Origin of the sequence: Methylomarinum sp. Ch1-1 (assembly GCF_030717995.2) — a bacterium.
Lineage (GTDB): Bacteria > Pseudomonadota > Gammaproteobacteria > Methylococcales > Methylomonadaceae > Methylomarinum > Methylomarinum roseum.
In genome coordinates this window covers 3156598-3183054 of record NZ_CP157743.1, presented here as the reverse complement: position 1 = coordinate 3183054, position 26457 = coordinate 3156598, and the positions used below count along the sequence as shown (strand labels likewise).

General features: G+C 48.6%; 24 protein-coding genes and 1 pseudogene. 14 read left to right on the top strand and 11 right to left on the bottom strand.

The genetic code is table 11. From position 1 onward, the window contains the following. Positions 1-7: 7 nt before the first annotated feature. Entirely contained in the window at positions 8-922 is a 915-nt protein-coding gene (locus tag Q9L42_RS14570) for a quinoprotein relay system zinc metallohydrolase 2 (RefSeq protein WP_305910185.1), read from the top strand. 71 nt (positions 923-993) lie between these two features. Beyond that, positions 994-1818: a quinoprotein dehydrogenase-associated SoxYZ-like carrier gene (locus Q9L42_RS14565; RefSeq protein ID WP_305907682.1), complete on the top strand. Its 825-nt coding sequence runs from the start codon at positions 994-996 to the stop codon at positions 1816-1818. A gap of 51 nt (positions 1819-1869) precedes the next feature. Here the strand turns inward: Q9L42_RS14565 and Q9L42_RS14560 are convergent, their stop codons facing one another. Further along, positions 1870-2499: a hypothetical protein gene (locus Q9L42_RS14560; protein ID WP_349431314.1), complete on the bottom strand. Its 630-nt coding sequence runs from the start codon at positions 2497-2499 to the stop codon at positions 1870-1872. Between the two features lie 522 nt (positions 2500-3021). On the opposite strand from Q9L42_RS14560, the gene Q9L42_RS14555 reads away from it, so the two are divergent. After that, positions 3022-3624 (top strand): GNAT family N-acetyltransferase, encoded by a 603-nt coding sequence (locus Q9L42_RS14555; RefSeq protein ID WP_305907684.1) that lies wholly within the window; start codon positions 3022-3024, stop codon positions 3622-3624. After that, entirely contained in the window at positions 3617-4477 is an 861-nt protein-coding gene (locus tag Q9L42_RS14550; protein ID WP_305907685.1) for a carbon-nitrogen hydrolase family protein, read from the top strand. Before Q9L42_RS14555 ends, Q9L42_RS14550 begins: the two co-directional genes overlap by 8 nt. Positions 4478-4551: 74 nt before the next feature. Here the strand turns inward: Q9L42_RS14550 and Q9L42_RS14545 are convergent, their stop codons facing one another. From Q9L42_RS14545 to Q9L42_RS14520, 6 genes are all read right to left on the bottom strand, one after another. Beyond that, positions 4552-4983: a host attachment protein gene (locus tag Q9L42_RS14545; RefSeq protein WP_305907686.1), complete on the bottom strand. Its 432-nt coding sequence runs from the start codon at positions 4981-4983 to the stop codon at positions 4552-4554. 448 nt (positions 4984-5431) lie between these two features. Beyond that, entirely contained in the window at positions 5432-7132 is a 1701-nt protein-coding gene (locus Q9L42_RS14540; RefSeq protein WP_349431313.1) for a SulP family inorganic anion transporter, read from the bottom strand. A 13-nt stretch (positions 7133-7145) separates the two neighbouring features. After that, positions 7146-7865 carry a carbonic anhydrase gene (locus tag Q9L42_RS14535; RefSeq protein WP_305910186.1) on the bottom strand — a complete coding sequence of 240 codons (720 nt, stop codon included), beginning with the start codon at positions 7863-7865 and terminating at the stop codon, positions 7146-7148. A 66-nt stretch (positions 7866-7931) separates the two neighbouring features. After that, complete coding sequence (locus tag Q9L42_RS14530; RefSeq protein WP_305907687.1) at positions 7932-8354, bottom strand: hypothetical protein; 423 nt, start codon at positions 8352-8354, stop codon at positions 7932-7934. Positions 8355-8982: 628 nt separating this feature from the next. Then, complete coding sequence (locus tag Q9L42_RS14525) at positions 8983-9843, bottom strand: sugar phosphate isomerase/epimerase family protein (protein WP_305907688.1); 861 nt, start codon at positions 9841-9843, stop codon at positions 8983-8985. 595 nt (positions 9844-10438) lie between these two features. Further along, the gene (locus Q9L42_RS14520; protein ID WP_349431312.1) at positions 10439-11074 is read right to left on the bottom strand and encodes a TetR/AcrR family transcriptional regulator; all 636 of its coding nucleotides are present in this window, start codon (positions 11072-11074) and stop codon (positions 10439-10441) included. Between the two features lie 119 nt (positions 11075-11193). Between Q9L42_RS14520 and Q9L42_RS14515 the strand changes: the two genes are divergently transcribed. From Q9L42_RS14515 to Q9L42_RS14500, 4 genes and pseudogenes are all read left to right on the top strand, one after another. Next, complete coding sequence (locus Q9L42_RS14515) at positions 11194-11625, top strand: SRPBCC family protein (RefSeq protein ID WP_305907691.1); 432 nt, start codon at positions 11194-11196, stop codon at positions 11623-11625. Continuing rightward, on the top strand, positions 11622-12026 hold the full coding sequence (locus tag Q9L42_RS14510) for a hypothetical protein (protein WP_305907692.1): 405 nt from the start codon (positions 11622-11624) through the stop codon (positions 12024-12026). The genes Q9L42_RS14515 and Q9L42_RS14510 overlap by 4 nt, the downstream gene beginning before the upstream one ends. 299 nt (positions 12027-12325) lie before the next feature. Then, positions 12326-14474, top strand: a pseudogene (gene lpdA, locus Q9L42_RS14505) (dihydrolipoyl dehydrogenase). Positions 14475-14515: 41 nt separating this feature from the next. Beyond that, the gene (locus Q9L42_RS14500) at positions 14516-14935 is read left to right on the top strand and encodes a DUF3592 domain-containing protein (protein WP_349431311.1); all 420 of its coding nucleotides are present in this window, start codon (positions 14516-14518) and stop codon (positions 14933-14935) included. 3 nt (positions 14936-14938) lie between these two features. On the opposite strand, the gene Q9L42_RS14495 is transcribed toward Q9L42_RS14500, so the two are convergent. From Q9L42_RS14495 to Q9L42_RS14480, 4 genes are all read right to left on the bottom strand, one after another. After that, positions 14939-15982: an IS701 family transposase gene (locus Q9L42_RS14495; RefSeq protein ID WP_305910187.1), complete on the bottom strand. Its 1044-nt coding sequence runs from the start codon at positions 15980-15982 to the stop codon at positions 14939-14941. A 271-nt stretch (positions 15983-16253) separates the two neighbouring features. Then, complete coding sequence (locus Q9L42_RS14490) at positions 16254-16742, bottom strand: TlpA family protein disulfide reductase (RefSeq protein ID WP_305907694.1); 489 nt, start codon at positions 16740-16742, stop codon at positions 16254-16256. 3 nt (positions 16743-16745) lie between these two features. Continuing rightward, the gene (locus Q9L42_RS14485) at positions 16746-17993 is read right to left on the bottom strand and encodes a sialidase family protein (RefSeq protein WP_349431310.1); all 1248 of its coding nucleotides are present in this window, start codon (positions 17991-17993) and stop codon (positions 16746-16748) included. A gap of 197 nt (positions 17994-18190) precedes the next feature. After that, positions 18191-20185, bottom strand: coding sequence for a TonB-dependent receptor family protein (locus Q9L42_RS14480; RefSeq protein ID WP_305907697.1), 1995 nt, complete (start codon positions 20183-20185; stop codon positions 18191-18193). 377 nt (positions 20186-20562) lie between these two features. On the opposite strand from Q9L42_RS14480, the gene Q9L42_RS14475 reads away from it, so the two are divergent. The 6 genes from Q9L42_RS14475 (at position 20563) to Q9L42_RS14450 (ending at position 26005) form a co-directional block, all read left to right on the top strand. Beyond that, a complete protein-coding gene (locus Q9L42_RS14475) occupies positions 20563-20808 on the top strand; it encodes a sigma factor (RefSeq protein ID WP_349431309.1) in 246 nt (81 codons plus the stop codon). Between the two features lie 15 nt (positions 20809-20823). Beyond that, positions 20824-21273: a sigma factor-like helix-turn-helix DNA-binding protein gene (locus tag Q9L42_RS14470; RefSeq protein WP_305907699.1), complete on the top strand. Its 450-nt coding sequence runs from the start codon at positions 20824-20826 to the stop codon at positions 21271-21273. Positions 21274-21443: 170 nt separating this feature from the next. Continuing rightward, the gene (locus tag Q9L42_RS14465; protein ID WP_349431308.1) at positions 21444-21860 is read left to right on the top strand and encodes a nuclear transport factor 2 family protein; all 417 of its coding nucleotides are present in this window, start codon (positions 21444-21446) and stop codon (positions 21858-21860) included. A 462-nt stretch (positions 21861-22322) separates the two neighbouring features. After that, the gene (locus Q9L42_RS14460; protein ID WP_305907700.1) at positions 22323-23618 is read left to right on the top strand and encodes an EAL domain-containing protein; all 1296 of its coding nucleotides are present in this window, start codon (positions 22323-22325) and stop codon (positions 23616-23618) included. Between the two features lie 381 nt (positions 23619-23999). Continuing rightward, positions 24000-25214, top strand: coding sequence for a tyrosine-type recombinase/integrase (locus tag Q9L42_RS14455; RefSeq protein ID WP_305907701.1), 1215 nt, complete (start codon positions 24000-24002; stop codon positions 25212-25214). A gap of 257 nt (positions 25215-25471) precedes the next feature. Then, positions 25472-26005 (top strand): GNAT family N-acetyltransferase, encoded by a 534-nt coding sequence (locus tag Q9L42_RS14450; protein WP_305907702.1) that lies wholly within the window; start codon positions 25472-25474, stop codon positions 26003-26005. Positions 26006-26457: the final 452 nt, after the last annotated feature.

Sequence of the window (26457 nt, the reverse complement as noted above, 5' to 3'; positions counted from 1 at the left end):
GAAAATTATGCGTATCCTGCTATCCCTAGTCTTGTTAATGATCAGTCCTTTGTCGCAGGCCCAAGCGGCATTGACGGTTGAACAGGTGGCGCCCGGCATATATCTGCATTTTGGCGAACATCAATTGCCCGACCGCAACAATCACGGCGCCATCGCCAATATCGGCTTCATCATTGGCGATCAATGCGTCGCCGTGATCGACAGCGGCGGCAACCCCCAACAGGGCGCTGCCTTGAAGAAGGCGATCGAAGCGACTACCGACACGCCGGTTTGCTATGTGATCAATACCCACGTTCATCCCGACCATATCTACGGCAATGCCGCATTTAAAGCGGAAAATGTTCATTTCATCGGTCATTACAAACTGGCCAGGGCGATGGTTACGCGCGGCCAATATTACATCGATAAGGCGGCCGAGCAATTGGATATCGAACTGACGGCCGATAACTTGATAGCGCCCGATATGCCGGTCAAAAAACATATGACGATCAATTTGGGCAACCGGGAATTGGTCTTGACGGCACACCGCACCGCTCATACCGATAACGATTTAACGGTCTACGATAAAAAAACCGATACCTTGTGGTTGGCTGACTTGCTGTTTATCGATCATTTGCCGGTGATAGACGGGAGTCTAAAAGGCTGGCTGGCGGAGTTGGAAAGATTGGAGAAACAGGATTATCACTATGTCATTCCGGGGCATGGCCCGCTGGTGACCGATTGGCCGGCAGCGATGCAGCCGCAGAAAAAGTATCTGACCCTTTTGCTGCATGAAATTCGAGCGATGATCGCCCAAGGTAAATTCATCGAGGAGGCGGTCAAGACGGTCGGCAGGTCGGAACGGCAGAACTGGAAGTTGTTCGACCAGTTCCACGCCAAGAATGTGACGACGGCATTCGCCGAGCTGGAATGGGAGGATTAGCCGGCCTCGGAGCGATTTAGGCGCTCACCCAAGCTACAATCGATGGTTATAACCCAACTGAGAGTATCAATATGAAATTAAAACGATTTTTTATCCCCTTACTGATGCTGCCGATGTTGGCCACTGCGGCTCAGGATGAAAGCAAATGGAATAATGAACTGAAAGCACAGTTTTTCAACGGTCAATCGGTACGGGAATCCGATGACATTATCGAAATCGATGCGCCTTATCGGGCCGAAGATCCTGCTTTGGTGCCATTGAAAATCATCAGTAAGATTCCCCAGACCGAGGACAAATACATCAAGAAAATACTGGTCCTGGTCGACAAGAACCCTTTTCCCTATGTCGGCGAGTTTGAATTCACGCCGGACAGCGGCAAGGCCGATTTGGCGATGCGCGTTAGGGTCAATACCTATAGTTATATCAGGGCGATTGCGCAATTGAATGACGGCAGTCTGCACATGAGTAAGAAATTCGTCAAGGCCAGCGGCGGCTGTTCGGCGCCGATCGGCGCCGATCTCGATGCGGCGATGAAACGCTTGGGCAAGATGAAGTTTAGACTGGACAACGGCGTCAAGGTGGGCGAACCGACGATGGCGCAGTTGTTGATTAGCCATCCCAATATTACCGGGATGCAAATGGACCAGGTCACGCGTTTCGTGAAAAAATCACATTTTGTCGATCGGCTCAAGGTGACTTTCAACGGTAAGCCGGTGTTGACCGCCAACACCGATATCGCCATCAGCGCCGACCCAAATTTCAGATTCTATTTCGTCCCGCAAGGCGAAGGGGTGTTGAAAGCCGAGTTTACCGACACCTCCTGTGAGCAGCCTACCACCCGCGACCGCTGCACCGAGGGGCAGCGATATGTCAAAACCGAGACGGTGACGCCCTAAACACAGCAAAAATACTCAAACCGGGAATGGCTGATACCTGTCGAGTACCCGTCATATATAAAATGACTGAGTACTTCGCGAAGCCGCCCTACGATGCGGTAGGGTGTGCTGACGATAGGACGCACACCGGTTTTTGATGCGCTTCACGCAGTTCAGCACATCCGAAGGCAAGGCTACATTGGCATCGCAACCGGGCGGATTCGCCGACAGGCAATCCGCCTGGATATGCACAACAGCTAATTTCGCCTCCGGTGGCGGTTTTTGGCGGCTTGCTTCGCGAAGCCGCCCTACGTTGGCGGATCCGCTGCGCTTGATCCGCCCTACCGGTACGGGTAGGGTGTGCTGACGAAAGGAAGCGCACCATGTTTCGCTGCGCTTCAAGACGATCGGCTTTACATTGGCATCGCAACCGGGAGGATTCGCCGCCAGGCAATCCGCCTGGATATGCACAATGGCCAATTTTTCCCTCGGTGCGGTTTTTGGCGGCTTGCTTCGCGAAGCCGCCCTACGTTGTTGGCGGATCCGCTGCGCTTGATCCGCCCTTACCGGTACGGGTAGGGTGTGCTGACGATAGGAAGCGCACCATGTTTCGATGCGCTTCAAGACGATCGGCTTTACATTGGCATCGCAACCGGGAGGATTCGCCGCCAGGCAATCCGCCTGGATATGCACAATGGCCAATTTTTCCCTCGGTGCGGTTTTTGGCGGCTTGCTTCGCGAAGCCGCCCTACGTTGGCGGATCCGCTCCGCTTGATCCACCCTACCGGTACGGGTAGGGTGCGCTGACGATAGGAAGCGCACCATGTTTCGATGCGCTTCACGCAGTTCGGCACATCCGAAGGCAAGACGGTGCTTTGCGTAGGAGCGCCGCCCTCGGCGCGAAAAGCAAGTAGCCAGCATGTCGCTATGCGAAATGCAGGTCAACGAGGTCCTGAACGATTCAACCGCGCCCAAAGCAAGTTAAACGTTCGGGACGGGTTAAATAACCCGCCCCGCCCAGTGTTACTGAACAAGCCTTGATATATTCTCGGCGTCTATCGCTATTGCGGCTTTATTTGGTTGGAAAGTTGTGGCATCATGCTTTCCCTTTTTGGGCGTCCGCGCTTTTAGTCATCTCGCTATCGGCAACCCTATACGGGCGTTCGTATTCGTTAAATCAGATGCCTAGGTGGGCGTCGAATATGCTTTGATGCAGAGTGAAACATGGCAAAAAATATTCGTATAGAGCGTTTAAGCGGTGATAAGCTGGTCAAATATATTCCCGAATTGGCCAGATTGCGGATAGAAGTCTTTCGGGATTTTCCTTATCTGTACGATGGCGACTATGGCTATGAGGAAAAATATCTGCAAACCTATATCGACTGTCCGGAAAGCGTTATCGTGTTGGCTTTCGACGGCGATAAAATTATCGGAGCATCGACGGCGATACCGCTGAAATACGAAACCGATGAAGTCAAAAAGCCTTTTATCGAAAACGGTTATCATCCCGACGAGGTGTTCTATTGCGGTGAATCAGTGCTGAACAAGGCTTATCGAGGCCTAGGAATCGGCGTGCGTTTTTTTCAGGAACGCGAAGCCCATGCCGAAGAACTCGGCGGTTTTAAGCACATCTGCTTTTGTTGCGTCGAGCGGCCGGCCGATCATCCGCGCAGACCGGCCGATTATGTGCCGTTGGATAAATTTTGGAATAAACGCGGTTATTTCAAACATCCGGAACTCAAGACCCGCTATTCCTGGAAGGATCTGGATGACAGCGAAGAAACCCCAAAACCGATGACCTTCTGGTTGAAGGAAGATCATGGTTAAGATCGCCAGCGCCCAGTATGATGTCAGTTTTTTACAAGATTGGCGTCAATATGAACAAAAAGTTAGCGCCTGGGTGGGCGAGGCGGTCGAGCAACAGGCTGAACTACTATTGTTTCCGGAATACGCGAGCATGGAATTGGCGTCGTTGTTTCCGGAACAGGTGTATTCCTCGTTAGAGCAACAATTGAAGGCGCTGCAGAGTTTGCTGCCTGATTTTCTGAAACTGTATTCGGAACTAGCGCTTAGCCATAACATTTATATTCAGGCCGGCACCTTTCCGGTCAAAATTGAAAATGGCGGCTATCGCAACCGCGCCTATTTATTCACCCCGGCGGGTGAGGTTGAGTATCAAGAAAAATTGATGATGACCCGTTTCGAAAACGAACAATGGCTGATCGAACCCAGCCAGGATATCCGGATTTTCGAAACCCGATTCGGTAAGTTGGGCATCAATGTCTGCTACGATAGTGAATTTCCGCATTATGCCCGGCAAATGGTCGAGCGCGGCGCAGCACTGATTCTGGTGCCCAGTTGCACCGATACCAAGGCCGGCTATTATCGGGTTCGTATCGGTTGCCAGGCCAGGGCATTGGAAAACCAATGTTATGTGGTGCAGTCATCATTAGTCGGCGAGGCGCCATGGTCCGAGGCGGTCGATGTCAATTGCGGGGCTGCCGCCGTCTATACCCCGGTCGATCGGGGTTTCCCCGATGATGGGGTTTTAGTGATCGGTGAATTCAATAAGGTCCGTTGGGTTTTTGCAGAATTGGATTTACGAAAAATGGAACGGGTCAGGATGGATGGCCAGGTTTTTAATTATCAGGACTGGCCTAAACAGTTTCGTGCCGACTAAGGCAGCCGGCAGATGGCCGCTATTCGATAGTCGATCAAAATAGCGACCATTTTAGCGCCTAATCGAGTTTATCGTTAAAACAGGTGCTTGCGGATGTTGGCTTCATTCTGGCCGACTAGGTTTTTATCGAGGCTCTGGATCACCATTTTTTTAGCTTGATCCGATAGGTTGTCACGCAACAAGCCCAGAAACTTCGGTGGAGAGACCAGAATTAATTGTTCCAGTTCACCTTGGCCGCGGGCTTTTTCGACTTTTTCCGCGATTTTTTTGGCGAAGGTGATGGTTGCTTGTTCTTTAGGGCTGACCTGAGGCTCCTTCGCATGTTTATTGCCGTTAGGGCCGCTGGTGCTTGTTCGCCCCGGCAGGTCGCTGGTTAGCTCGGATTCGTGTATTTTCGAAGCCGGATTAAGTAGTTCTTGAATTTGGACTAGGGGTTCTTTTTTGGAAGGAACGGTGAAAAATCTTGCTTGACTGCTTTCCGCAGTGATAACCCAAGTTTTGTACATAGTGTCCTCACTTTTTTTGTTTCGCCCTTTGACTATAACCCCTTTATTTCTCAAGTACAATCAATAAATTTAGCCGTTTTTTGGGCGACATAGGCGCAGTTCTATTACTCAGTAATGTTATATGACGGGGACTCCGGAGGTGTCAGCCATTCCTAGGTTAAGCATTTTTGCTGTGTTTAACCTGAGTTCGGGGTGAGAAACCAGCCTGTATCAGGTGGCAGTTGCAGAAGACGCCGTTCACCCAGCACCTAAATAAACGAAGATGATTTATCGCAGCCATTAGCCTATGGAATTTAGGTGCTGGGTGAATACGTCCATGTAGGCTTGACGGCAGCATCCTTGCTGCCGACATCCTAGCCAAACACACCTCATGCCCTCTATTAATCATAATGCATTGGCTCTAAATTCTTATTTTCAAGATCAAGGCCGCCTTTGTGAAATATCCGGGCTAGATCTGTGCAGCATAAAATTCGGCAAACAGCCAGAATGCAAAGGTGGTCGCCGCCAATGTCACGATGGTTGCCGGTATGGCTTTTCTTGCCCACGATGTCGTAGCGATGACATCAGCGTCGGCATTGCCAACGGCTAAGTTATGAGACGAATTTTGCAGTTTTTCCGTCAGAATATCATCCAGTTCGACCTTGATGTTGTCGTCCGGCGCCGTTTTCAGGAAGTTCTGCAGTGTCTCTTTAATATCGTGATCGATGAATTTAGCTCTCGATCCGTCGATGAGCAAGGTGCTGTTTTCCTCAACACTGTTCAGCAAGCGTCTGAGCAGGGCCTGGTTAAGGAAGGAGACATCCTTGTTCAGTATCAGTTTGAAGTGATCTTCTTCGCGATGCAGCAAGATCGATTCGTGATAGTTTGAAATCATCACGAAAACCAAACCGAAGGCGATGCCGATAATGATGCCTTGCAGTAAGTCGGTGACCAGAATAAACACGACCGTCGCGATAAACGGCAGAAACTGATTCCAGCCTTGGCGGTAGAGGGCGAAAAATTGCTGTGGTTTCGCCAATTTATAACCGGTTTGCAATAGTATCGCCGCCAAGCAGGCAAGCGGGATCAGGTTCATCACTTGCGTGAAAAACAAAATGCTCAGCAGCAGAAAAAGACCATGTACGAAACTGGAGACTTTGGTGTGTCCTCCCGCGTTGATGTTGGCCGAGCTGCGCACGATCACCGCAGTGATCGGGAGGCCGCCGATCAAACCGCTGATCATGTTGCCCAAACCTTGAGCTTTCAATTCCCGGTTGGTCGGTGCGGTGCGTTTCAATGGGTCCAGTTTGTCGACCGCCTCCAGGCTGAGCAGCGTTTCGAGGCTGGCGATGATCGCCAGCGTGAAGGCGATAGTATATATCTGAGGATTGGCCAGAAAACTGAAATCCGGCCAGATAAACAAGTTGAGAAAATCGTTCACGGTTTCGGTGGCGGGAAGATTCACCACGTCCTCATCGTGGACGACCAGTTCCGGGATCCATTGCCGTGACATGACGTTATAGGCAATCCCCCAAGCGACCACGAGTAAGGGTCCTGGAATCAATTTGACCAGCGAAAACTGTTTAAGCCAGCGCGTTTCCCATAACAGCAGTACCAGCAAGCCGACGACGGTGATGATGACGCTGCCGTAGGTGAATGCACTTAGGGAGTCGAATAATTCTTGGAAACTCATGGCGGCGGTTTCGTTCATGTAGCTTTCGTCGCCTTCATAACCCTTGTGGTATCCCACCGCATGCGGCAATTGCTTGATGATCAGAATCAGGCCTATCGCCACCAACATGCCCTTGATCACGGCCGAAGGAAAAAAAGCGCCGATGATACCGGCGCGTAAGTACCCAAGGAGCAACTGAATGGCGCCAGCCAATACGACGCTGACCAGGAAGCCGGCAAAACTCCCCAATTGTTCGATCGCGGTGAAAACGATCACGGTCAAGCCGGCCGCCGGACCGGAAACGCTCAATTGAGAGCCGCTGACCCAGGAAACGACGAGGCCGCCGATTAAACCGGCAATCAAACCGGAAAATAATGGCGCGCCGGAAGCGAGGGCTATCCCCAGGCATAGCGGCAAAGCAACCAGAAATACCACCAGTCCGGCGGGAATGTCGTGTTTCAAGTGGCCTAGATAATATGCAATATGTTTATGTATCATGGTTTTATCCTCATCAGCACGCTTCTAAATGGTCGCCTGTGATGTCACGGTTCATCACGCGTTCAATTTTTGAATGTTCCAGGTGTTCGAAATCAGGGGCTTCGTATTGAAAAATCGGATGGATTAAATCCTCGTTCGGGGATAAGGTGATCAGCGGGTTCAGCAGACCGTCCTGTAAACCATAAACCCAGCCATGAATGATCGGGCCGTTTTCGCCGCGCCAGGCTCTCTGGACTATGGAGGTATGCGCCAATGAATTGACCTGTTCGATGATATTGAGCTCGACCAGTCGATTCACCTGGCGGCCTTTATTCTCGATGATATCCAGCTCATGTTGGTGCAGGCGGTAAGTGTTTTTTAGATGCATCAACCATTTATTGGTAATGATCGAATTGGACGACTGTTTTTGCAGCGCGGCGTGGACGCCGCCGCAGTTGTAGTGGCCACAGACGATAATGTGCTTAACTTTCAATACATTGACTGCGTATTGCAAGACGCTCAGGCAATTGAAATCGGTGTGAATGACTTGATTGGCGATGTTGCGATGGATGAAGATTTCGCCAGGTTCGGCATTCACGATAATTTCCGCCGGCACTCGGCTATCCGAACAACCAATCCATAAAAATTCGGGCTTTTGCGTGTTCGATAGTTTGCTGAAAAAATGCGGATCTTCCTCTTTCTTCGCCGAGGACCATTGCTTATTTTGTTGTAATAATTTTTCAAACGATTCCATAGTCAATAGTCAATGCCTTGTATTGAGCATATTTTGATAAATAGCGGCGGCGGGGGCTCATTTATGTTATAAAAAAACCAAATAACTGATACCGAGCGCGCCTAAAAAACAACCGGAAACAAACTTGAACTTTTTTATAAACGTTTGTTGTTGCCAATTGTTTTTGGTCTGTTCCTTTATGTCCTTACAGCGACACGGTAGCGTTTCTCTTAGCTCGTTGATTCGTTTTTTGAAAAAACGATAAATTCGATAAACGGGATAGAGAATCATTGCCCACATCAGATAAAAAACGATGATCTGTGTGGTATGCCGGTCTGTGTGAAATAGATGTTCAATGATTTCATCGAGTGCTCCCTCTATAACCTCAAACAGGGCGTGTAGAAGCTCAAATAAGGTGTGGATCAACCAGACGGCAAAATCGGGGACGATAATTAAAATCCCCAAGGTTGTTAGCAACAAAAGCCATTTGATTTTGCTAGAAGAGTTCATATCAGCCTCGGATGCAAAACATTAAAAATTCGCTATTGTCCATTCCATCATTCAAAGCAGTCGTTAGTGTGTATTGCTTGGATAGTATTGTATCGATACTACCTTACAGAAACCTTTCAGGATGCGAATATTTTTTTCGGTTTTAAAGAGAGAGGTCAGCGTAATTTATAAAAAGATTTATAAAATAATGGCTGATGTCTATGGTGCTGGTTGTCGGCCAGAAAAGATGATAGGCGGCTGAGAGCGGTGATTATGCAAGGACGTGCTTAAATCGTAATTATTCAGCGTATTTTTATCAGAGGGGGTAGGCTATTGATTTATCGGGCTGTCTGCAACAGGACGTTGCAGTCAGAGCTTACATGGAAGTATTCACGCGTCCCGAGAAATCAATGGTCTACTCCCTAAACCCTGAAAGATACTGAATAGTTACCTTAAATCTACATATGCACAAGGAAGGGCATAACTATTCGATGTCGGGGATGGTGGGGAGAAAGTGCGATCGGGCTACGAGAAAAGAAAGGTTTGGCCGTTCAAATGGTCTGATAGTCCAGGTCATCGAGGCGAAGCAGGAAAAACGTGAGCTATACGCTTTTCCTGGAATAGCAGAGTGAAATTTGACCGTCGTGAATTAATAACGTTCTTTCATATACATCAGCGCTTTCTTGGCTAAATCATCGGAATCATCCCAGAGATTGCGCCACACGCAAAGAGTATTGGAAAGGTTGGGATCAACGACTTCCGACGAGAAGGATTCAAAAGTGATCGGGCCGCTGTAATTGATTTTCGTTAACGCGGCAAAGAACCGGTCGAAGTCAACATTTCCGGTGCCCAGATAGCCTCGATGGCTTTCGCCGATATGAACATAGCCCAAGCGTTCTTTTGCCGCCAAGACGGATGTTTCCATGCCATCTTCTTCGATGTTCATATGATAGGTATCCAGATGCAAATAAGCATTGGGGCGATCAATTTCGTCCAAGAATGCTAAACCTTCGATGCCTGTATTGATGATATTGGTTTCATATCGGTTCACGACTTCAAGGTTGATATTGATGCCTTTATCCGCCGCATAATCCGCCAACCGTTGCATCGCGGCGACCGAATTGGCTCGGTTTTGTTTCGACGCCGGCCCCGGATATTTGCCTAGGGCGCAATAAATAACGCCGCACAGTTCTGTGCCGCCAATCTGGTAAAGTACATCGGTCGCCTTACGGAGCAGCTCATCACCCTTGGCGACGATGGATGGGGCTATGCTGGTTACGTCGGTACTGGCCGATAAGCCTAACGATGCATGGGCGCGAAGATTAAACTCCTGAAGCAGATCTTTTGTGAGAGCGACATCTACCTTCCAGGGGTCTAATAGGGCGATTTCGATAAAATCATATCCAGCCTGAGCGGCCCCGCCGATGGCTTTGCGTGCGCCCTCCGGACTCCAGTCTCCGGACCAGACGAGTGCGTGACCGCCGTATTCCAATGGTTTGCTAACTGTCATAACAAGGTTCCTTGAATCGATAGGACTGTCGATTCTAAGGCAATTAAATTAGCGAATGCAATGGGTAGCCATTCAGTGTCTTTCAGTATCTGGGCGGGGCGGGTTATTTAACCCTCCTCAAACGTTCAAAGTCTGCCCGTAGGAGGCCCGCCCTCGGGCCGAATGGTTCTTTTCGCGCCGAGGGCGGCGCTCCTACGCAAAGCACCGTCTTGCCTTCGGATGTGCTGAACTGCGTGAAGCGCCTCAAAAACCGGTGCGCTTCCTCTCGTCAGCACACCCTACCGCACGTAGGGCGGCTTCGCGAAGCAAGCCGCCAAACCCCGCACCGAGGGAAAAATTGGCCATTGTGTATATCCAGGCGGATTGCTTGGCGGCGCATCCGCCCGACGGTTGCGATACCAATGTAAAGCCGATCGTTTTGAAGCGCATCGAGACATGGTGCGCTTCCTATCGTCAGCACACCCTACCGCACGTAGGGTGGCTTCGCGAAGCAAGCCGCCAAACCCCGCACCGAGGGAAAAATTGGCCGTTGTGCGTATCCAGGCGGATTGCTTGGCGTATTTGTTGTTAATTTTCTGTTTTGCCACTCATTCATTTAATGAGCTAGCCCTGGTTTCCGATGGTTGTCAGCTTTTCCATGAGTAGCAAGTGACGAAAAAGGCGACAACAATTGATCGACGATCGCTTGTAGGCTCGCGGAATCAGCTCCGGTTTTGTTATAAAGTCTGAGTCCGAAAATGCCGGAGACCAGGAATTTCGTCAGTACGGTCGGGTCTTGATCGGCACTCAGCTCATCCGCGTTCTGGGCTTCGGTCAATAATTGTTTCAATTCCTGTTCCACTTCGGCAAACATCTGCTGCAGCCGGGAATTGATGTCTTCATGCTGTACCGGAATTTCCGATAGCGTGTTGATCAATAGACAGCCTTTACGATCCTGATCTTCTGTGGATTCTTCAATGAGCTGAGTAAAAAAAGCGCGCAGACGCTCCAATGGCGCTTTATCACTGTGTAGCACGTCGAATAGCTTTTTCTTCATGTCGTCAAAATAGGCATCCAGCGCCGCCAAGAAGAGGCCTCGCTTGTCGCCGAAAGCGGCATACAGGCTGCCGGGCTGAAGTCCGGTGGCATCCACCAGGTTTTTAATCGAGGTGGCGGTGTATCCTTGCAACCAAAAAACATTGATCGCCTGTTGCAAGACGTGGTTGCGGTCGAATGTGATCGGTCGGGCCATGTTGTCCTCGGATTTGTCAAAACATTATTATTGAACATTCGTTCAAAAATAGCTATCTTAGTTCATTATTGAATATTCATTCAATAAATCACTAGCCATTCAAACTTAAGGAGTTGAGCATGCCGCAATGTTACCAATCTATCGTAGTCGATGCACCGATCGAAAAAGTCTGGGATACCATCGAGGATTTCCACGATATGTCCTGGGCGGAAAGCGTCATTCAATCCTGCGAAGCTGTCGGTGACCAGCCAGGAACTGCCGTCGGCGCCAAGCGCGTGTTGAATAATGTCTTTCATGAAACTCTGCTCGAGTGCAGTCATGACGATTTCCGTATACGCTATTCGATCGATGATGGTCCGTCGCCGGTGTCGCCCACCGAAATATCAAATTATGTCGGGCAGATTCAACTAAAACCGGTGACGTTGGGCGGAACGACTTTTGTCGAATGGCGCTCTAGTTGGGAATCGGCTTCTGAAGAAGCGCGCGATTTTTGCCATCAGATTTATATCGCCTTGTTGAAGGCTCTGGCCGAAGAGGCGGCAAAGCGATGAAACGTCCGAGTCACTTGCAATGGTCATTGTTGTTCATGCGCGCCAGTATTTTTGTCGTGATGCTGATGTGGACGCTGGATAAATTCATCAATCCAGGGCATGCGGCCAAGGTATACGAGAAATTTTATTGGCTGACCGACCTAAACGTCCCACTCATGGCCGTGATCGGGACCGTAGAACTGATCATCTTGGTCGGTTTTCTGCTCGGATTATATAAACGTTTTAGCTACGGTGCCGTGCTGGTTTTTCATGCCATATCCACCGTATCGTCGTTCCAGCAGTATCTGGCGCCGTTCGAAGGCCCGAATTTATTGTTTTTTGCCGCCTGGCCGATGTTGGCCGGTTGCTTGATGCTTTATTTGTTGCGCGATGAAGATAATTTTATGACAGTGAAACGTTAAGCTTACAAAGCAAAGGACTCGTCATGCACGTCTCGACAAAGATGTAAAGCTCTTTGGCGTATTGTGCCGGTATGGAGGCATTACAGCTAATCGCGAAAGCCTGTGCCGGCAAAGATAGATTATCGGCAACGGCCGATTGATCATCTCTTGTAAGTAATCGCCGATTTATCCGACCAACAGGCATCGAAGATTAATTCTAAATGGAGTGAAAATATGTTCGGATATTATCAGGGGCAGAAGCTTTCTCCCCGAGCAGCGACAAGCATGATCGAGCCGGTTTTGCCGAAGGAGCGCGCGCAATGAAGCTCTCGAAAATGCTGTTGTTGGTTTTAATCGTAGCCTCGATCTCGGCTTTTTTCGTGTTCGACCTGCAACAGTATCTAACTTTGGAAGCTTTAAAAGCCCGACAGGCCGATATCGAATCCTTTCGTAGCGCAAATCCGGTCTTAGCTATTGCAATCTACGCTCTACTCTATATCGCCGTCACCGGTTTGTCGCTGCCTGGCGCGACGGTATTGACGCTGGCCGGCGGCGCCGTATTCGGTCTGCTGTGGGGAACCTTGATCGTCTCCTTTGCCTCGACTATCGGCGCGACACTGGCGTTCCTGGCCGCGCGCTTCGTGTTTCGGGACGCCGTCAGGGCGCGCTTCGAAAAACGATTGCAAGCGATCGACGAAGGCGTCGCCCGTGACGGCGCCTTTTATCTATTCACCTTGCGATTAGTGCCGCTGTTTCCGTTTTTCGTGATCAATCTGGCGATGGGATTGACGGCGATTCGCACCTGGACCTTTTATTGGGTCAGCCAGGTCGGTATGCTGGCCGGCACTGTCGTTTACGTCAATGCCGGCACGCAACTGGCGCAGATCGATTCGCTGTCCGACATTCTGTCGCCGGCCTTGTTGGGCTCTTTCGTGCTGTTGGGGTTGTTTCCGTTATTGGCGAAAAAAATCGTCGAGGCGGCGCGCCGTCTGAAAGTCTATCGGGGATGGCGCAAACCCAAAGCTTACGACAACAACCTGATCGTCATCGGCGCCGGTTCCGGCGGTTTGGTGACCGCCTATATCGCCGCGGCGGTCAAGGCCAAGGTGACGCTGATCGAAAAACACAAGATGGGGGGCGATTGCCTGAACACCGGCTGCGTGCCGTCCAAAGCGCTGATCCGTTCGGCCAAGTGGCTGTCGCATCTCAAACGCCATGAGGAATTCGGCATCAAGCAGGCCCAGGCCGATGTCGATTTCGCCGCTGTGATGGAGCGGGTGCAGACTGTTATTAAAACCGTCGAACCGCATGATTCGATCGAGCGTTATAGCGAACTCGGCGTCGAGGTCGTGACCGGCGAGGCTAAAATTCTGTCTCCCTGGGAAGTGAAGGTCACCACGGCGCAGGGCGTGAAGACCCTGACCACCCGGGCCATCGTCATCGCCGCCGGGGCACGCCCGTTCGTGCCGCCAATTCCGGGGCTCGATAAAATTGACTACCTGACTTCGGATAATGTCTGGAATCTGCGCGAGCTCCCAAAGCGCCTGTTGGTCCTGGGCGGCGGACCGATCGGCAGCGAGTTGACGCAAAGTTTCGCCCGTTTGGGCAGTCGCGTCACTCAAGTGGAAATGGCGCCGCGCATCATGGGCCGCGAAGACCCCGAAGTATCCGAGGCGGTCATGAAGCGATTCAGCAAGGAAGGCGTCGATGTGCGGGTGGAACACACGGCCAAGGCGTTCATCATAGAAAACGGTGAAAAAATCCTGCTGGCTGAACACGAAGAACAAACGGTCAAGATCCCGTTCGACCAGGTCTTGGTCGCGATAGGGGCGCGCACCCAATGTGACCGGCTATGGCATCGAGGAACTGGGAATAGCGTTGTCGCCACGTAAGACCATCGCCACCGACCCGTTCCAACGCACCAATTATCCCAATATCTATGCGGTCGGCGATGTTGCAGGGCCATATCAATTCACCCATACCGCCGCCCATCAGGCCTGGTATGCCGCGGTCAACGCCCTGTTCGGCCGCTTCAAGAAATTCCGCACCGATTATTCGGTGATTCCGTGGTCGACTTTCACCGATCCGGAAGTCGCGCGTGTCGGGCTTAACGAACAGGACGCCAAGCAGCAAGGCATTGCCTATGAAGTCGTGTCCTACGGCATCGACGATCTGGACCGGGCGATCGCCGACGGCGAGGCGCACGGTTTCGTGAAGATATTGACCAAGCCTGGCAAGGACAAGATTCTAGGGGTCACCATCGTCGGAGAACACGCCGGCGATTTGATCGCCGAATTCGTGCTGGCAATGAAACACGGTATTGGCCTGAACAAGGTGTTGGGGACGATACATATCTATCCGACCCTGGCCGAGGCCAACAAATACGCGGCCGGCGTTTGGAAGAAAGCGCATGCGCCGGAAGGTTTGTTGCGCTGGGTTGAGCGTTATCACGGCTGGCGAAGAGGATAAAGCGGGGCGGGTAGTGATTTACTCGGAGTAAGAAAGAAACGATGATGATTCGGATCAAAGCGTTTGCCTATGCCTGCGCTTTTACCGCCTTGAGCGGATTTCTTTTCTACACCAGCGGAAGCGATTTATTTAAAAGCCTGCGCATTGCCATGGACGGCCTCACGACCGAAGGCCGGGTCGTTAAGGTTGATCGTGTAAGCAAAATTAACCAGCCAGACAATTTTTATCTGGTGATTCAATTTACCGATCACCGGGGAAGAACCCATCGATTCAAAAACCGGCATCCTTATAGTTATTTGTTTGCCCCCGAAGCCGACGATAGGGTGAATGTGCGATATTGGCGTAACGATACCCGTATCGCGACGCTGGCAACCGTTTGGGAATCATTTTTTGGCCCCTTGTTGAGTCTTCTCATGGCTGTTTTTTTTAGTTGGATGGCGGTCGAGGAGTATAAAAAATAGAAGTTACGCATTGACGACCGGATGAAATTCAGGATTTAAATGTTTCATGGTTGGCACAATATTCTCGATGAAAGAGGCGATCACTTCTTTGAATAAATTTCGTTGTACGCCGTAGCAGTTGTTAATGACTGCTGCGAAGCTGAGTTTCTGTAGTTGAACGAAACCACAAATCGCCGCGAAAAGATGATTTGTAATAGCCCCTTTACTGCGAACTTGAAATCGCTCAATGTTGCATACCTGCTTAATTGCACGGTGATATTGCTCAATTTGCCAGTGTCGGTCGTGTTGTTCGTTAAAGGCTTTGTGATCAAAGGTAACGGTTTGCTCATCATCAGGTAATGCGCAGAAATAATGGCGCAGTTGGTCTTTTAACTGCGTCCGAAAGACTTTGCCATAACCGAAATTCTTGAGCCAGACTCTTAAGCCATCTTCTGGGATGTTCAATTGTTGAACTTGAACCCAGGACCCTTTTTCCACGGACACCAACCGGTTGCTTTCCAGAGCAAAGAGTAATCCTATCTGATGATTCTTTATCCGTTTAAGATTGCTCACGCAGCTGTACCAGCTGTCGCCGGTGACAAACGCCGGCTTCAGCCCCCAGGCTAATACTTCAGCCAGCATGTCCTGAAAATAGTCATTTTTAGTTTTGCCTTCGGCCTTGTCCACGCCCCGAAAGTTGACCGGTTGGTGTTGTCCTTGAGGATCAGTGTAATATAACGTCACCAGATTGATGCCTTTAACCGCACGATGATGCTTGCCTGACCAAAAGTGTCCGACCAACGCCATATACTGACTATAAGGCTTGTCGAGTACGCTGTCGTCGACACTTAACGTGCCGCCTGTTAAATTCAGTGTCGGGCTGGCTTCATTGTACAAGTCCTGGCCGCTATACGATTCTCGGTGCAGAAAGCGGTTGACACTATCGTGTGAAATTGACATGACCTCTCCTAATCGCCGACAACTGGCCTGCTTGGGTTCGCTTAACAAAAAACCAATATACATCGGCAGCGTACAACGGGCTGTTGAGGGGCGGGTTATTGCTCTTATCAAGGCTTGGCCTTCCGATGGCGGTAGTTAATTTAGGAATCATAGCTTAACATTGGCTGTCAATGCGTAACTTCTAAAAAAGTACTGACCGGAAAAGGCAGGTAAACGCCGAGAATATCAATAGTCAAAAGGAGTAAGAAATGGCGGAAAAAAATACCCACCGACGCAGCAATTCCCATATCCGGTTTTACAATATCAACGACTTGCCGTCTTCCATTTAATCGACAGGATATTCAGCGTTGCGCGGAGCAAGTGAGGGCTCGGTGCAGCGCTACTGAGACGACTGCTCTGACAGCCATTCAAGCAATTCCTGTTCGTTAATGATTCCCATATGACGGATTTCTTGATGATCCCGGCTGAAGAAATGAGTCACCGGTAATTCACCGCGCCAGCGCTTGTTGACATCGGCATAAATTCGTTCCGGAAATTGCTCGGCGAAAACCCACGTTTTTTCCACGTCGAGTTGGCTTCGTCGCAACACATCTTTAACGGTTTTCTCGTCGAGAAAAGAGTCGGTTGCGACCGTTATCAATTCGACATTCGGGAATTGTTTATATAGTTTTCCGAACATGGCCAGTTCTTTCATGCAATAGCTGCAAGATTCCGACCAAAAAACCACAATAAAAGGCTGGTTCGTATGTTGATTCTTAATTTCGGTAAAGCTGCCTTTGATGAATGGTTTGATGGAAAGATTTCCGGCATTGACCGGATTGCATATCAGTAGGATCAAACCAAATAAAAATAAGCGTAATTTCATCATTTCTTAAAGTCCCCGCATTGCCACGCGTTGTTGTTGACCGTCGTGTTCCGTCCACAAGGCCAGAAAACCTTGAACGGTCTTGACGATGCGCGGATGAGAGGCTCGCGCGCCGACGGTGGATAGCTGTAAGGGGCGGGACCACTCTTTATGCTCAGAATCCGATGATTCTGCGGAAAATACCGCCAATCCGTCTTCCGCCATCATGTCCCAGACCGCCACGACACGGCCATTGTCATGTGCGGCAATGTCCGCGTGTACCGCCGATTCATCGCCTAGCGGCAAGGCCGCTGACCAGTTTTTTCCAGCATCGCTTGAAAATAGATAATGAACCCCTAAATGATCCTGATGGCCACTGCCGACGACGGCATGGATCCGTTTCTTTCCATGGTGCTGTTGAAAATCCAGGCCGCCGCCGATATGGGGGCAACCCTCGAACTGCCAGTTAAATGCGCCGACCTGATTCAGGCTTTGCCAGTGTTGTTGTTCGTCGATGACGCCGATCGCCATATCGGAAGGTTGTTTGTCGCGATAAAGTACATACAGCTTACCTTCACCATTGCTTTTGATGGTATTCCAACAACAGGAGCAGGTCAGCTCATCCAGTGTCTCATTGCTTTGCCAGCTCTGGCCGCCATCGACGGATCTCGCATAATGCAAGGCCTGGGCTGCGCTCACGCCTGATCGTCCCCCGCGGCTGTCCAGCCATACCGCATGCATGGCGTTGGCGTCACTAGTCATATCGATATAACCGTGCGGGCCTTGTTTCCAATCCGGCGGCGTAGTCGCCTTTTGCCAAGTTTGGCCGCCGTCGCCGGAACGCGCCGCCAACATCGGGCCGGCATTGAAAGGGGCGCCTTTGACATAGCTCATCCAGGTGACGACGATGTTGTCGCCCTGGACCGTAATCTGGGCATCGTTTCCGCGCACGATATTGGCCGCAACCGTGTCTTCATCGTGAATCTTGACCGGCGTTGACCAACTTGTCCCCTCATCGGTCGAGACTTGGTGCCAGAGTGATTTTTTTCCCTGCCGATGCTTGCCGGTCAGTAGATGGAGGCGATTGCCCTGATTGACGATGTCGACACTGATCACCCCTTCGGGGATGGGATGATGCCGCATGGCGGGTTTATGCTGAACCGATTCGACTGCAACAGCGTGCTGATCGGCCTGAGCCTCGATATTATGTTGGTTTGAGCAGGAAATATTCAGACCCGCGAACACAATCGATAGATACACCAGATGTTTATTCATTGCGATAAACTAATTTCAAATGAGATTAAAGTACTCAAGTCCCTTGCCGTAACAGGGGGCTTGATCGTAAAAGCACACACCGTCAATAGCTGTTCCAGGCCGATATCGTCTTTCGATAACAAAGCCTATCATACTATTCCGAATGGCTTAACCGGCGACATATCACTTCTATCAAGGGTTCAGTCGCCTAGGTTGTTTTAGTTGAACTCAACCGAGAATCCGCCGAAAAAGGACAAGTCGTATCCTGGGTTAAAGACGCCGGCATCGCCGCCGTTGGCATTGGTTGTCAAGCCGGTATTGGAAACCCAATCTTTATCCAGCAGGTTGCGCGCATCGACAAATAATTTTACGCCTTTGCCGGTATCATAACCGCCACGCGCGCCCATGATGACATAGGAGGGCGCTTTCAGGGTATTGGCGTAATCGACGTAATAATCGCTGGCGTATTGAATATTCGGTCCGGCATAGAACCCCAAAGGATGTTTGTAGATAAGTTCCAGATTGGCGACATGGGTCGGTATGCCCGGTAATTCGTTGTCGCCGAATGATTTATCTCCATCAAACCGGAAGCGGTTATAGGTGTAAACCCCTTTGATGGCCAGCTTGTCATCGCCAAATACCCCTAGAGGAATGTCGCTGGACAGTCCCAGTTCGACGCCGCTGTGGTCGGTATGGTTGGCATTTTCAACGGCGGAGCGACCGGTTGGCTGACCGTTGATGAATTCTCCCTGGGTCAGAATCTCATCCTGTAACCAGGAATGATAAGCCGCCAAATCCCAATTAATGAGCCCCATGTTGCCGCGGGTGCCGACTTCCAAGGTTGTGCCGTCCTGAGCGTCCAGTTCCCGGGTTGTGTCATTGACGATAAACCCGTTGTTGAATTCATTATCGGTAGGCGGCTCGTAACTGCGGCTGGCATTGGCGAACAACTGGACATTCTCGTCCACATCCCAAATTACGCCCAGCTTCGGGTTGAAGCCGGTATAGTCCTTGGTGTTTTTTGAATCGGGGGCATTGACATTATTGACCACTACTCGGCGCCTGGCGTGTACAAACTGCGCCCCGGTAACCAACTTAACATTGTCGGTTAGGCTGAATTGATTTTCGGCATACAACTCGGATGTGGAGGATTCGCCGTGATTGATCCGAAGCAAGTTACCTTGTCGAGCATCGGTTAAAGTGACATGATTGGTTCCATCCATTTCGCCCCAGTAAACCAGCCCGCCGATAACAAATGAGTTTTCATGTCCGAAGAGATCGTTGTTTTGTGAATAACGAAAACTCAGCCCGGTTTCGTTGTTTTCCTGACCGATGAAAACAAACGGCAAGGGGTGGTCCAACTCTCTATGTTCGTAATATGCACCGATATCGAGACGGTCGGTCTCGTTGAAGGTGATGGTATGTTGAATATCGGTACGCAATATATCCAGATCACGCTGGGCATTTCTGGATTCCCAGAATCCATTGGCCTTCGATGGATCCTGATCGAATTGAGCACGAGTCAAAGAACCCGGCAATTCCATTTCCGTGCTGTGGGCATTGAAATGAATACGGGTTTCTGCGGAATCGCTCCAACGATAACCGAAATTCGCATAGCCTCGCCCGTCCAATTCTCTCGATTGATCACGAAAGCCATCCTGATACAACGAACTCGCCGATAAGAAGTAATCGAAATCTTCATTGATGACGCCGCCCAGAGTCATCTGGGGGCGAACATAATCATGTTCGCCGAACATGCTTTGGAAAGTAAAGCCTGGACTGTTACGCCCGGTGCGCGACACGAAATTGACCGCCCCTCCCAACATGGCAGAGCCATATTTCAAGGCGTTGGCGCCTCTGAACACCTCGACATAACGCGCATTCAGAGGTTCGATCAATTCGGGATTGGTAAAACCGCCGGGCGTACTGACCGGTAGGCCGTCACGCAAAAAACGCACGCCGCGAATGCCAAACGTCTGGGTGATACCGGATCCCCGTATCGATAATCTCGATTCACTGGCGCCAAACCGGCTTTGCGTGAAAACACCGGGAGACAACTGCAGCGTATCGCTCAAGCTTCCTACATATCGTTCCTTATAGTCATCGCTATCGATCACCATCGCTCCACCTGGAACACGCTTTATTTCCTGCCGAGCGTTCTCGAGCGACGGCGTAGTCAACGAGTTTCCCGATACGTCCTCAACAATTTCCATGACGGGAAGATGGTTGAGATTGTTTTCTGCCGCGGACAGGGGCCAAATCAGTAAAGGTTGGCATGCCGTGGCGAATAGGCATTTTTTGGCAATATAACTAAATGGGGGGCTTTGGGGTTTCAAGGTGCGAATTCCTAAATCAAGTTTAGATATCTTGATTTAAGCAATATTTACGCCAATAATAATCATTATTATTAACAATAACTTGGCGGGCAGTGGGGCGTTGTTCCGCAAAAAATGCGTTATATGACCTATTTTATAGGTAGTAAATAACATAGTTTAATTAGTAAATCGCTATCACCTTGAATCATAAACGGCGTAGCGATTCGGTTACAATTGTCGGCCTGAATAAATCAAACAATAAAAAGGCTAAACAAATGAAGCACAAAGGTTCGACGCCTGAGCAGTGGTTGGATTTATATGGTGATATTCTATACCGTTTCAGTCTTGCCAGGGTCAGTGATCCTGATATTGCCGAAGACCTGGTGCAGGAAACGCTATTGGCCGCCTTGAAGACCAAAGTCGATTACGCCGGTAAATCCTCCGAACAGACTTGGTCGATAGGTATTTTGAAATATAAAATCATCGATTATTTTCGCAAGGCCAGTCGGGCAAGCGCTTAGGAGTACAATGAAGGCTTGGCAAATGGCGAAGAAGACTTTTTCGATCGTCAAGGTGGTTGGCGGATCGATTTGGCATCATGGGCCAATCCTGACAAGTCGCTGGAGCAGGAACAATTTCTCCAAGTGTTGCATGATTGTATAGAGCGGCTGCCGCCGCGGATGGCGCAATTGTTCATCTTGCGTGAAGTGGACGGCATGGAAAGCGAAGAAATCTGCCGGCTCTTGTCTATATCAATACAGAATAATTTTTGGATAGTGATGTCGAGAACGCGAGTGCGGCTGCGCCATTGTCTGGATTTAAATTGGTTCAGTCATTGGAGGGCGATAGTCATGTTAACTTGTAAAGAAGCGAGTCGGCTGGCCTCGAAGTCGATGGACGCTAAGTTAACTTGGCGTGAGCGATTGGGGCTTTGGGCGCATAAAATAGGGCTATCACTAACTCTTCCGAAGATTTTGACTGAATAAATCGGTTGTTATCTTTAGAAATTCAACGGCACATATGAAATCAGTATGTGATAGTTTATCTTGTGGGGCGAGAATTCTAATTTCGCTTTGCTGCTTGGTGTCAATTGGACGAAAGAATGCAGTCTGCAATTATCTATAAACAACGATAGTTCTAACCGAGAGAGGCTATTATGACGGAAACAAGACCCCCTTTACCGCCGTTCACGCAGGAAACGGCCAGAGAAAAAGTGCAGTTGGCGGAAAATGCCTGGAACACTAAAGACCCGGTAAAAGTAGCTGGCGCTTATACCGTTGACAGTCAATGGCGTAATCGGGCCGAAATTTTTTCAGGTCGCGAAAAAATTATCGAATTTTTGACTCGAAAATGGGACAGGGAACTTGATTATCGCTTAAAAAAAGAATTGTGGTGTTTTGCCGGAAACCGTATTGCAGTGACTTTTCGTTATGAATGGCACGACGATTCAGGGCAATGGTTTAGATCTTACGGTAACGAGTTGTGGGAATTCGCCGATAATGGCCTTATGCAGCGCCGGATTGCCAGCATTAACGACAAGCTCATTAACGAAGCGGATCGTGAAATAAAATAAGTGCCGATTCGATTGATTCGGCGGGCCGTTTTTATGAGCCTTCCGGCTGTGGCTTTATTCGGTGTAACTATTCAGTATCTTTCAGGGTTTAGGGAGTAGACCATTGATTTCTCGGGACGCGTGAATACTTCCCTGTAAGCTCTGACTGCAACGTCCTGTTGCAGACAGCCCGATAAATCAATAACCTACTCCCTCTTATAAAACTACGCTGAATAATTACTATTCGGTTCGCTAAGGCGAATTTAGATTGAACTCAGAAGATCTCAGTACTGATCGGGGCGTCAATATCAGTGTTTAATAGATTGTTATAGATTGTTATGGAAAGGACGGATGCAGATCTGCGGGTTATATTCGATTTTTTTAATGACACCGGAATCGCGTGAGAATCAGAGAAAAAAGTTTGATCGCGAAACGGGAGTTATTACGTTGATTTATGACTGTTGACATTTTCGTCACTTGAATATGAATTTAATGCGTTTTTTTCGGGGCAGGGTCAGCATGCCAGGGGCTGCAACAACGGATTCTGGGGTCTGCTTCATTGGTGAGCTCAAACGATTTTTCCTGCAAAATAATCGCATCAGAACTTTAGCGCTTATCGAACTTAATAATGCTTATCAAGTTGCGCGGCTGATACAAGGCAACGAAGCCGAAGATCAGCTGATCACTACTGTCGAACGGTATATTTTCACTTTTTTAAGGGATTATGATTGTGAAATAGCGGTAAAAATAGAACCTAATCGATTTGCGGTGGTATTAAATCATGATGCTAAAGCAGTGTTGGGGATCTTCGAAACGCTGGCTGAAACGATGGATCAACTAGAAGTCAGTATTGCCGATAAAACTTACTATCCGAAAGTGATGACGGGGATTACCCCTTTGACGCCAGAGTACCGCAGTGCAGAATTGGCTTTTTCGGCAGCCGATGAAGCTTTGTACCAAGCCAGAAGAATGGGTAATAGCATTGTTAAGCTATTGTTGCCCGATGACGACAAGCTGCATCGTTATACGAAAAGTTTGAGGCTATTGCCTGTATTGCGGGAAGGATTGTTGAAAAAGTCTTTTGTTTTTTATGCGCAGCCCATCATTCCGATCAATGCTGAAAACAACATGTCAAAGGCGGAAATTCTACTGCGTTATAAAGCTGCTGACGGTCGCATTCTTCCGCCCCGGGAGTATTTGTATACAGCGGCTTTATTCAACGTTAGCCGGGAAGTTGATCTGTACGTTTTAGAGCATTGCTGCCGTTTTCTAAGGGATCAGCCTTCGGATACCGCTTATTCGATAAATATCTCGGGGGCAACCGTTCGTTATCCACCGTTTTTCGACAAGGTGAAACAATGTATACGATTTTACGGCGTCGATTCAGAGCAAATATGTTTTGAAATTACCGAAAATGTCGCCGATCAGGATTACCATCAGGCTTCCTTATTGATGTACAGGCTTAAAAATGAGCTAGGTTGTCAATTATCTTTGGATGATATCGGTATTGGCTCCAGCAATTTAGCAAATTTACCTAAGTATGACGTGGATTATTTGAAGATTGACGGCTCCTTCGTGCAAACCTTGTTAACTGAGCCTTATTCCGAGCAAGTGGTCCGGTTTATCGATGCGGCCGCCAAGCTCCATCAAAAATTTTCTGTCGCGGAATATGTCGAACATCCCATGCAATTACAAAAACTCAACGATATCGGAGTCGACTATGCCCAAGGATATCTGACCGGCAAGCCCGAAATGCTGTTTGATTGTTCTCTTGATTGAGTCATTATTCCAACACCAGAAAAACGGTCGTTATAGAGCAATTAATGATGAGAAGTCGAGAGAAATGATGGGTGCTTTATTCGGAAGATTAGATGTGTTGGGAGGGTAATAGGGTGATCATTCAAACTATAAATGAGCTGCCTATGGAACCAAGATACGATTAGATTTAATGGTGCCGAGGAGAGGACTTGAACCTCCACGGGGTTGCCCCCACTAGCACCTGAAGCTAGTTATTGATCGTTTCATAAAGTCCCATTAAAATTATTTAAGCTTCATGTTCCTTTGTAATATCAATGATTAAGGCTTATACTTAGTCCTAAATAGTTTTATTATGTATCACTCAATCCCATGCAAAGTGGGTAGCTAGGTGGGTAGCTGGAAATGAAGATTACAGACAGAAACGCTAGAGCGTTAAGACTAGGTGACGGACAAAAAACGGCGATATTGTCAGAGGACGGACTACGATTAAAGCTGATGAATGATTCAAAGCGTTGGGAGTTCCGTTTTAGTTTAAATAAAAAGCGGTATGTGATGGGGCTTGGAAATTATCCCGATGTCGGAGTGGCTACTGTTAGGAAAATGAAACAGCAAGCCGCCGAATTAGTTGCTCAAGGAATCAATCCTATCGAGCAGCGGAAGGCCGATAAAATCAAATTGGAAGCCGAAAACCGTGACGTTAAATGGTTGGTAGATCATTTCTATACGAATTACATTTTGAAACACAGAGAACGACCGGATCAACCGAAGCAAATTATCGATGCTGATATTTTGCCGGGGCTTGGTTCTGTAAAGTTAAATGACTTAACGCCTATGAAGGTCGATGCTTTTTTGCAAGGCATTGTGGATCGTGGTTCACCGAAACACGCAAACAAGGTGTTGACCTTGCTGAAGCAGATGTTTAATTACGGTATCAGTAAAGGTGTGATGCCTACAAATCCTGCGGCCACAATTAGTAAAAAGTTGATTGGTGGCGAAGAACACGCCAGAGAAGTGTTTTTATCCGTAGATGAACTTAAAAAGCTTTGGTTGTTTTTGGACAGCGACGAACACGGCATTTCACAGCGTTACTGTATTGCGTTTAAATTGTTAATTTTGACCGGTGTTAGGACTGGAGAGTTGTTGAAAGCCCGTTGGGGCGAAATAGAAGGCGATGTCTGGACGATTCCCGTTGAACATATCAAGACACGCAAAAAGAATCCTAAGCCGCATGTTGTTTATTTAGCCGATCAGACAAAGGCGTTATTTGAGCAACTCAAGAACGACAGCGACTTTATTTATCCCCACCAAAGCGGTGACAAGCCTGTTTATGAAAAAACACTCAGTTATGTTGTGCGAGATTCGATACAAGGCAAGGTGGTCGATAAACATTGGACGCCGCACGACTTGCGCCGCTCATTCGCCACAGCTCAAAGTGAAGTCATTAAAACAAACCTGATGGTAATTGAAAAACTGCTCAATCATTCCCTGGGTGGGATGGCGGCTGTATACAACAAAGCGGAAATGTTAGAAGAACGCAAGCAAGCTTTACAAGGTTGGGCTGATTACTTATATGCGATTGTTTATAACAACAATGTCGTTCAATTCAAGGCTGGTTAGATTAAAGCCGTTGCAAAGCGTAATTTATTGCTTGATAATGTGGACATTGTTTCGATAAGTCTCATAAATTGGTAAGCAGATGGCGATTAAGACAACCACATTTGGTCGGGTTGAACTGAGTGGATCAGATGCCGCTAGGTTCCGTCGGCACATGGCCGAGGATAAGCCTAGTGAACGTGCGTTGGCGGCTATTGAGCGTGCAAAAAAGATAAGACAGAAAGTTAGAAAAGGCGAGCAATTTGCTTTTTCTATAAGCAATGACAGTTAGCATTTCCTATCATATAAGAAAGCTGGAAAATACCGATTCAGTCAACAGTTTTAAAACTGGCGATCCAGCTTTCACCCCGCTTAAAACATTCCTTCAAAAACAAGCCAAAGATTTTCAAAATGCGCATGTAGCACAGTCTTATGTGGCTGTAAGCAAAGAAAATAATGTGCTTGGTTTTATCACATTAACTTGCAGTGAAGTCGATCTAAGGAACGGTTACGAAATTGACGACTGTAAGCGTGCTAATGATTATGATTCGTTGCCCGCTGTGAAAATTGCGAGGTTAGCGGTTGATAGTCGGTATCGTGGTAATCAGATAGGCGAAACATTGGTCTCTTATGCGCTGGGCATCGTCATTGAGCAAATAGCGCCAGTGATTGGTTGTCGTTTTATTATTACTGATGCAAAGCAATCCGCAGTTAACTTTTATTGCAGGCAGGGATTCACTTTTCTAGATACGGACGATAATAGGGAAAGAGAAGAGCCTATTATGTTCTTTGATCTGCTTCCATGTTTTAAATAATCACATGTGAAATGGAAGCCATAACTATCAGCAATTAGGTTTGTAGCCTGTCCACCTTCGCCAAACCCTTGGCTCCGGTTACGGTTCTGGCCGGTCTCTCGGCACAATATATAGTGACGGCCGGCGCTCGGCCTTCGCTATATGCTGTGTAAGCCTAAAATAAAATACCGCTAAGTTTTTGAAGTATAAGAAAAAAGAGAATTTGCGGCGAAAAAAAGACTTGACGGGCAAATTTTGATGCAGATTCGGCTATGTTGGCATGTTATGATAGGGACACGGACTTAAAGAACGCCAAAAGTGAGATGGCGGCTCTCTTAAGTTCTGAAATCGACTTGAGGCAGTGCGTGAAATTTGATGGTTCAGATTTTAAATTGTATTTACACCGTTAAATGGTACAGCATTTAATGGTTTTTTCAACAAAAAATTGTTAAGTGCGTGTAATCGCTTTATTT

Excerpts from the sequence above, each read along its gene's own strand:
- Q9L42_RS14570 (WP_305910185.1), top strand. The coding sequence starts at position 8 with ATGCGTATCCTGCTATCCCTAGTCTTGTTAATGATCAGTCCTTTGTCG.
- Q9L42_RS14565 (WP_305907682.1), top strand. The coding sequence starts at position 994 with ATGAAATTAAAACGATTTTTTATCCCCTTACTGATGCTGCCGATGTTG.
- Q9L42_RS14555 (WP_305907684.1), top strand. The coding sequence starts at position 3,022 with ATGGCAAAAAATATTCGTATAGAGCGTTTAAGCGGTGATAAGCTGGTC.
- Q9L42_RS14550 (WP_305907685.1), top strand. The coding sequence starts at position 3,617 with ATGGTTAAGATCGCCAGCGCCCAGTATGATGTCAGTTTTTTACAAGAT.
- Q9L42_RS14545 (WP_305907686.1), bottom strand. The coding sequence starts at position 4,983 with ATGTACAAAACTTGGGTTATCACTGCGGAAAGCAGTCAAGCAAGATTT.
- Q9L42_RS14540 (WP_349431313.1), bottom strand. The coding sequence starts at position 7,132 with ATGATACATAAACATATTGCATATTATCTAGGCCACTTGAAACACGAC.
- Q9L42_RS14535 (WP_305910186.1), bottom strand. The coding sequence starts at position 7,865 with ATGGAATCGTTTGAAAAATTATTACAACAAAATAAGCAATGGTCCTCG.
- Q9L42_RS14530 (WP_305907687.1), bottom strand. The coding sequence starts at position 8,354 with ATGAACTCTTCTAGCAAAATCAAATGGCTTTTGTTGCTAACAACCTTG.
- Q9L42_RS14525 (WP_305907688.1), bottom strand. The coding sequence starts at position 9,843 with ATGACAGTTAGCAAACCATTGGAATACGGCGGTCACGCACTCGTCTGG.
- Q9L42_RS14520 (WP_349431312.1), bottom strand. The coding sequence starts at position 11,074 with ATGGCCCGACCGATCACATTCGACCGCAACCACGTCTTGCAACAGGCG.
- Q9L42_RS14515 (WP_305907691.1), top strand. The coding sequence starts at position 11,194 with ATGCCGCAATGTTACCAATCTATCGTAGTCGATGCACCGATCGAAAAA.
- Q9L42_RS14510 (WP_305907692.1), top strand. The coding sequence starts at position 11,622 with ATGAAACGTCCGAGTCACTTGCAATGGTCATTGTTGTTCATGCGCGCC.
- Q9L42_RS14500 (WP_349431311.1), top strand. The coding sequence starts at position 14,516 with ATGATGATTCGGATCAAAGCGTTTGCCTATGCCTGCGCTTTTACCGCC.
- Q9L42_RS14490 (WP_305907694.1), bottom strand. The coding sequence starts at position 16,742 with ATGATGAAATTACGCTTATTTTTATTTGGTTTGATCCTACTGATATGC.
- Q9L42_RS14485 (WP_349431310.1), bottom strand. The coding sequence starts at position 17,993 with ATGAATAAACATCTGGTGTATCTATCGATTGTGTTCGCGGGTCTGAAT.
- Q9L42_RS14480 (WP_305907697.1), bottom strand. The coding sequence starts at position 20,185 with ATGGAAATTGTTGAGGACGTATCGGGAAACTCGTTGACTACGCCGTCG.
- Q9L42_RS14475 (WP_349431309.1), top strand. The coding sequence starts at position 20,563 with ATGAAGCACAAAGGTTCGACGCCTGAGCAGTGGTTGGATTTATATGGT.
- Q9L42_RS14465 (WP_349431308.1), top strand. The coding sequence starts at position 21,444 with ATGACGGAAACAAGACCCCCTTTACCGCCGTTCACGCAGGAAACGGCC.
- Q9L42_RS14460 (WP_305907700.1), top strand. The coding sequence starts at position 22,323 with ATGAATTTAATGCGTTTTTTTCGGGGCAGGGTCAGCATGCCAGGGGCT.
- Q9L42_RS14455 (WP_305907701.1), top strand. The coding sequence starts at position 24,000 with ATGAAGATTACAGACAGAAACGCTAGAGCGTTAAGACTAGGTGACGGA.
- Q9L42_RS14450 (WP_305907702.1), top strand. The coding sequence starts at position 25,472 with ATGACAGTTAGCATTTCCTATCATATAAGAAAGCTGGAAAATACCGAT.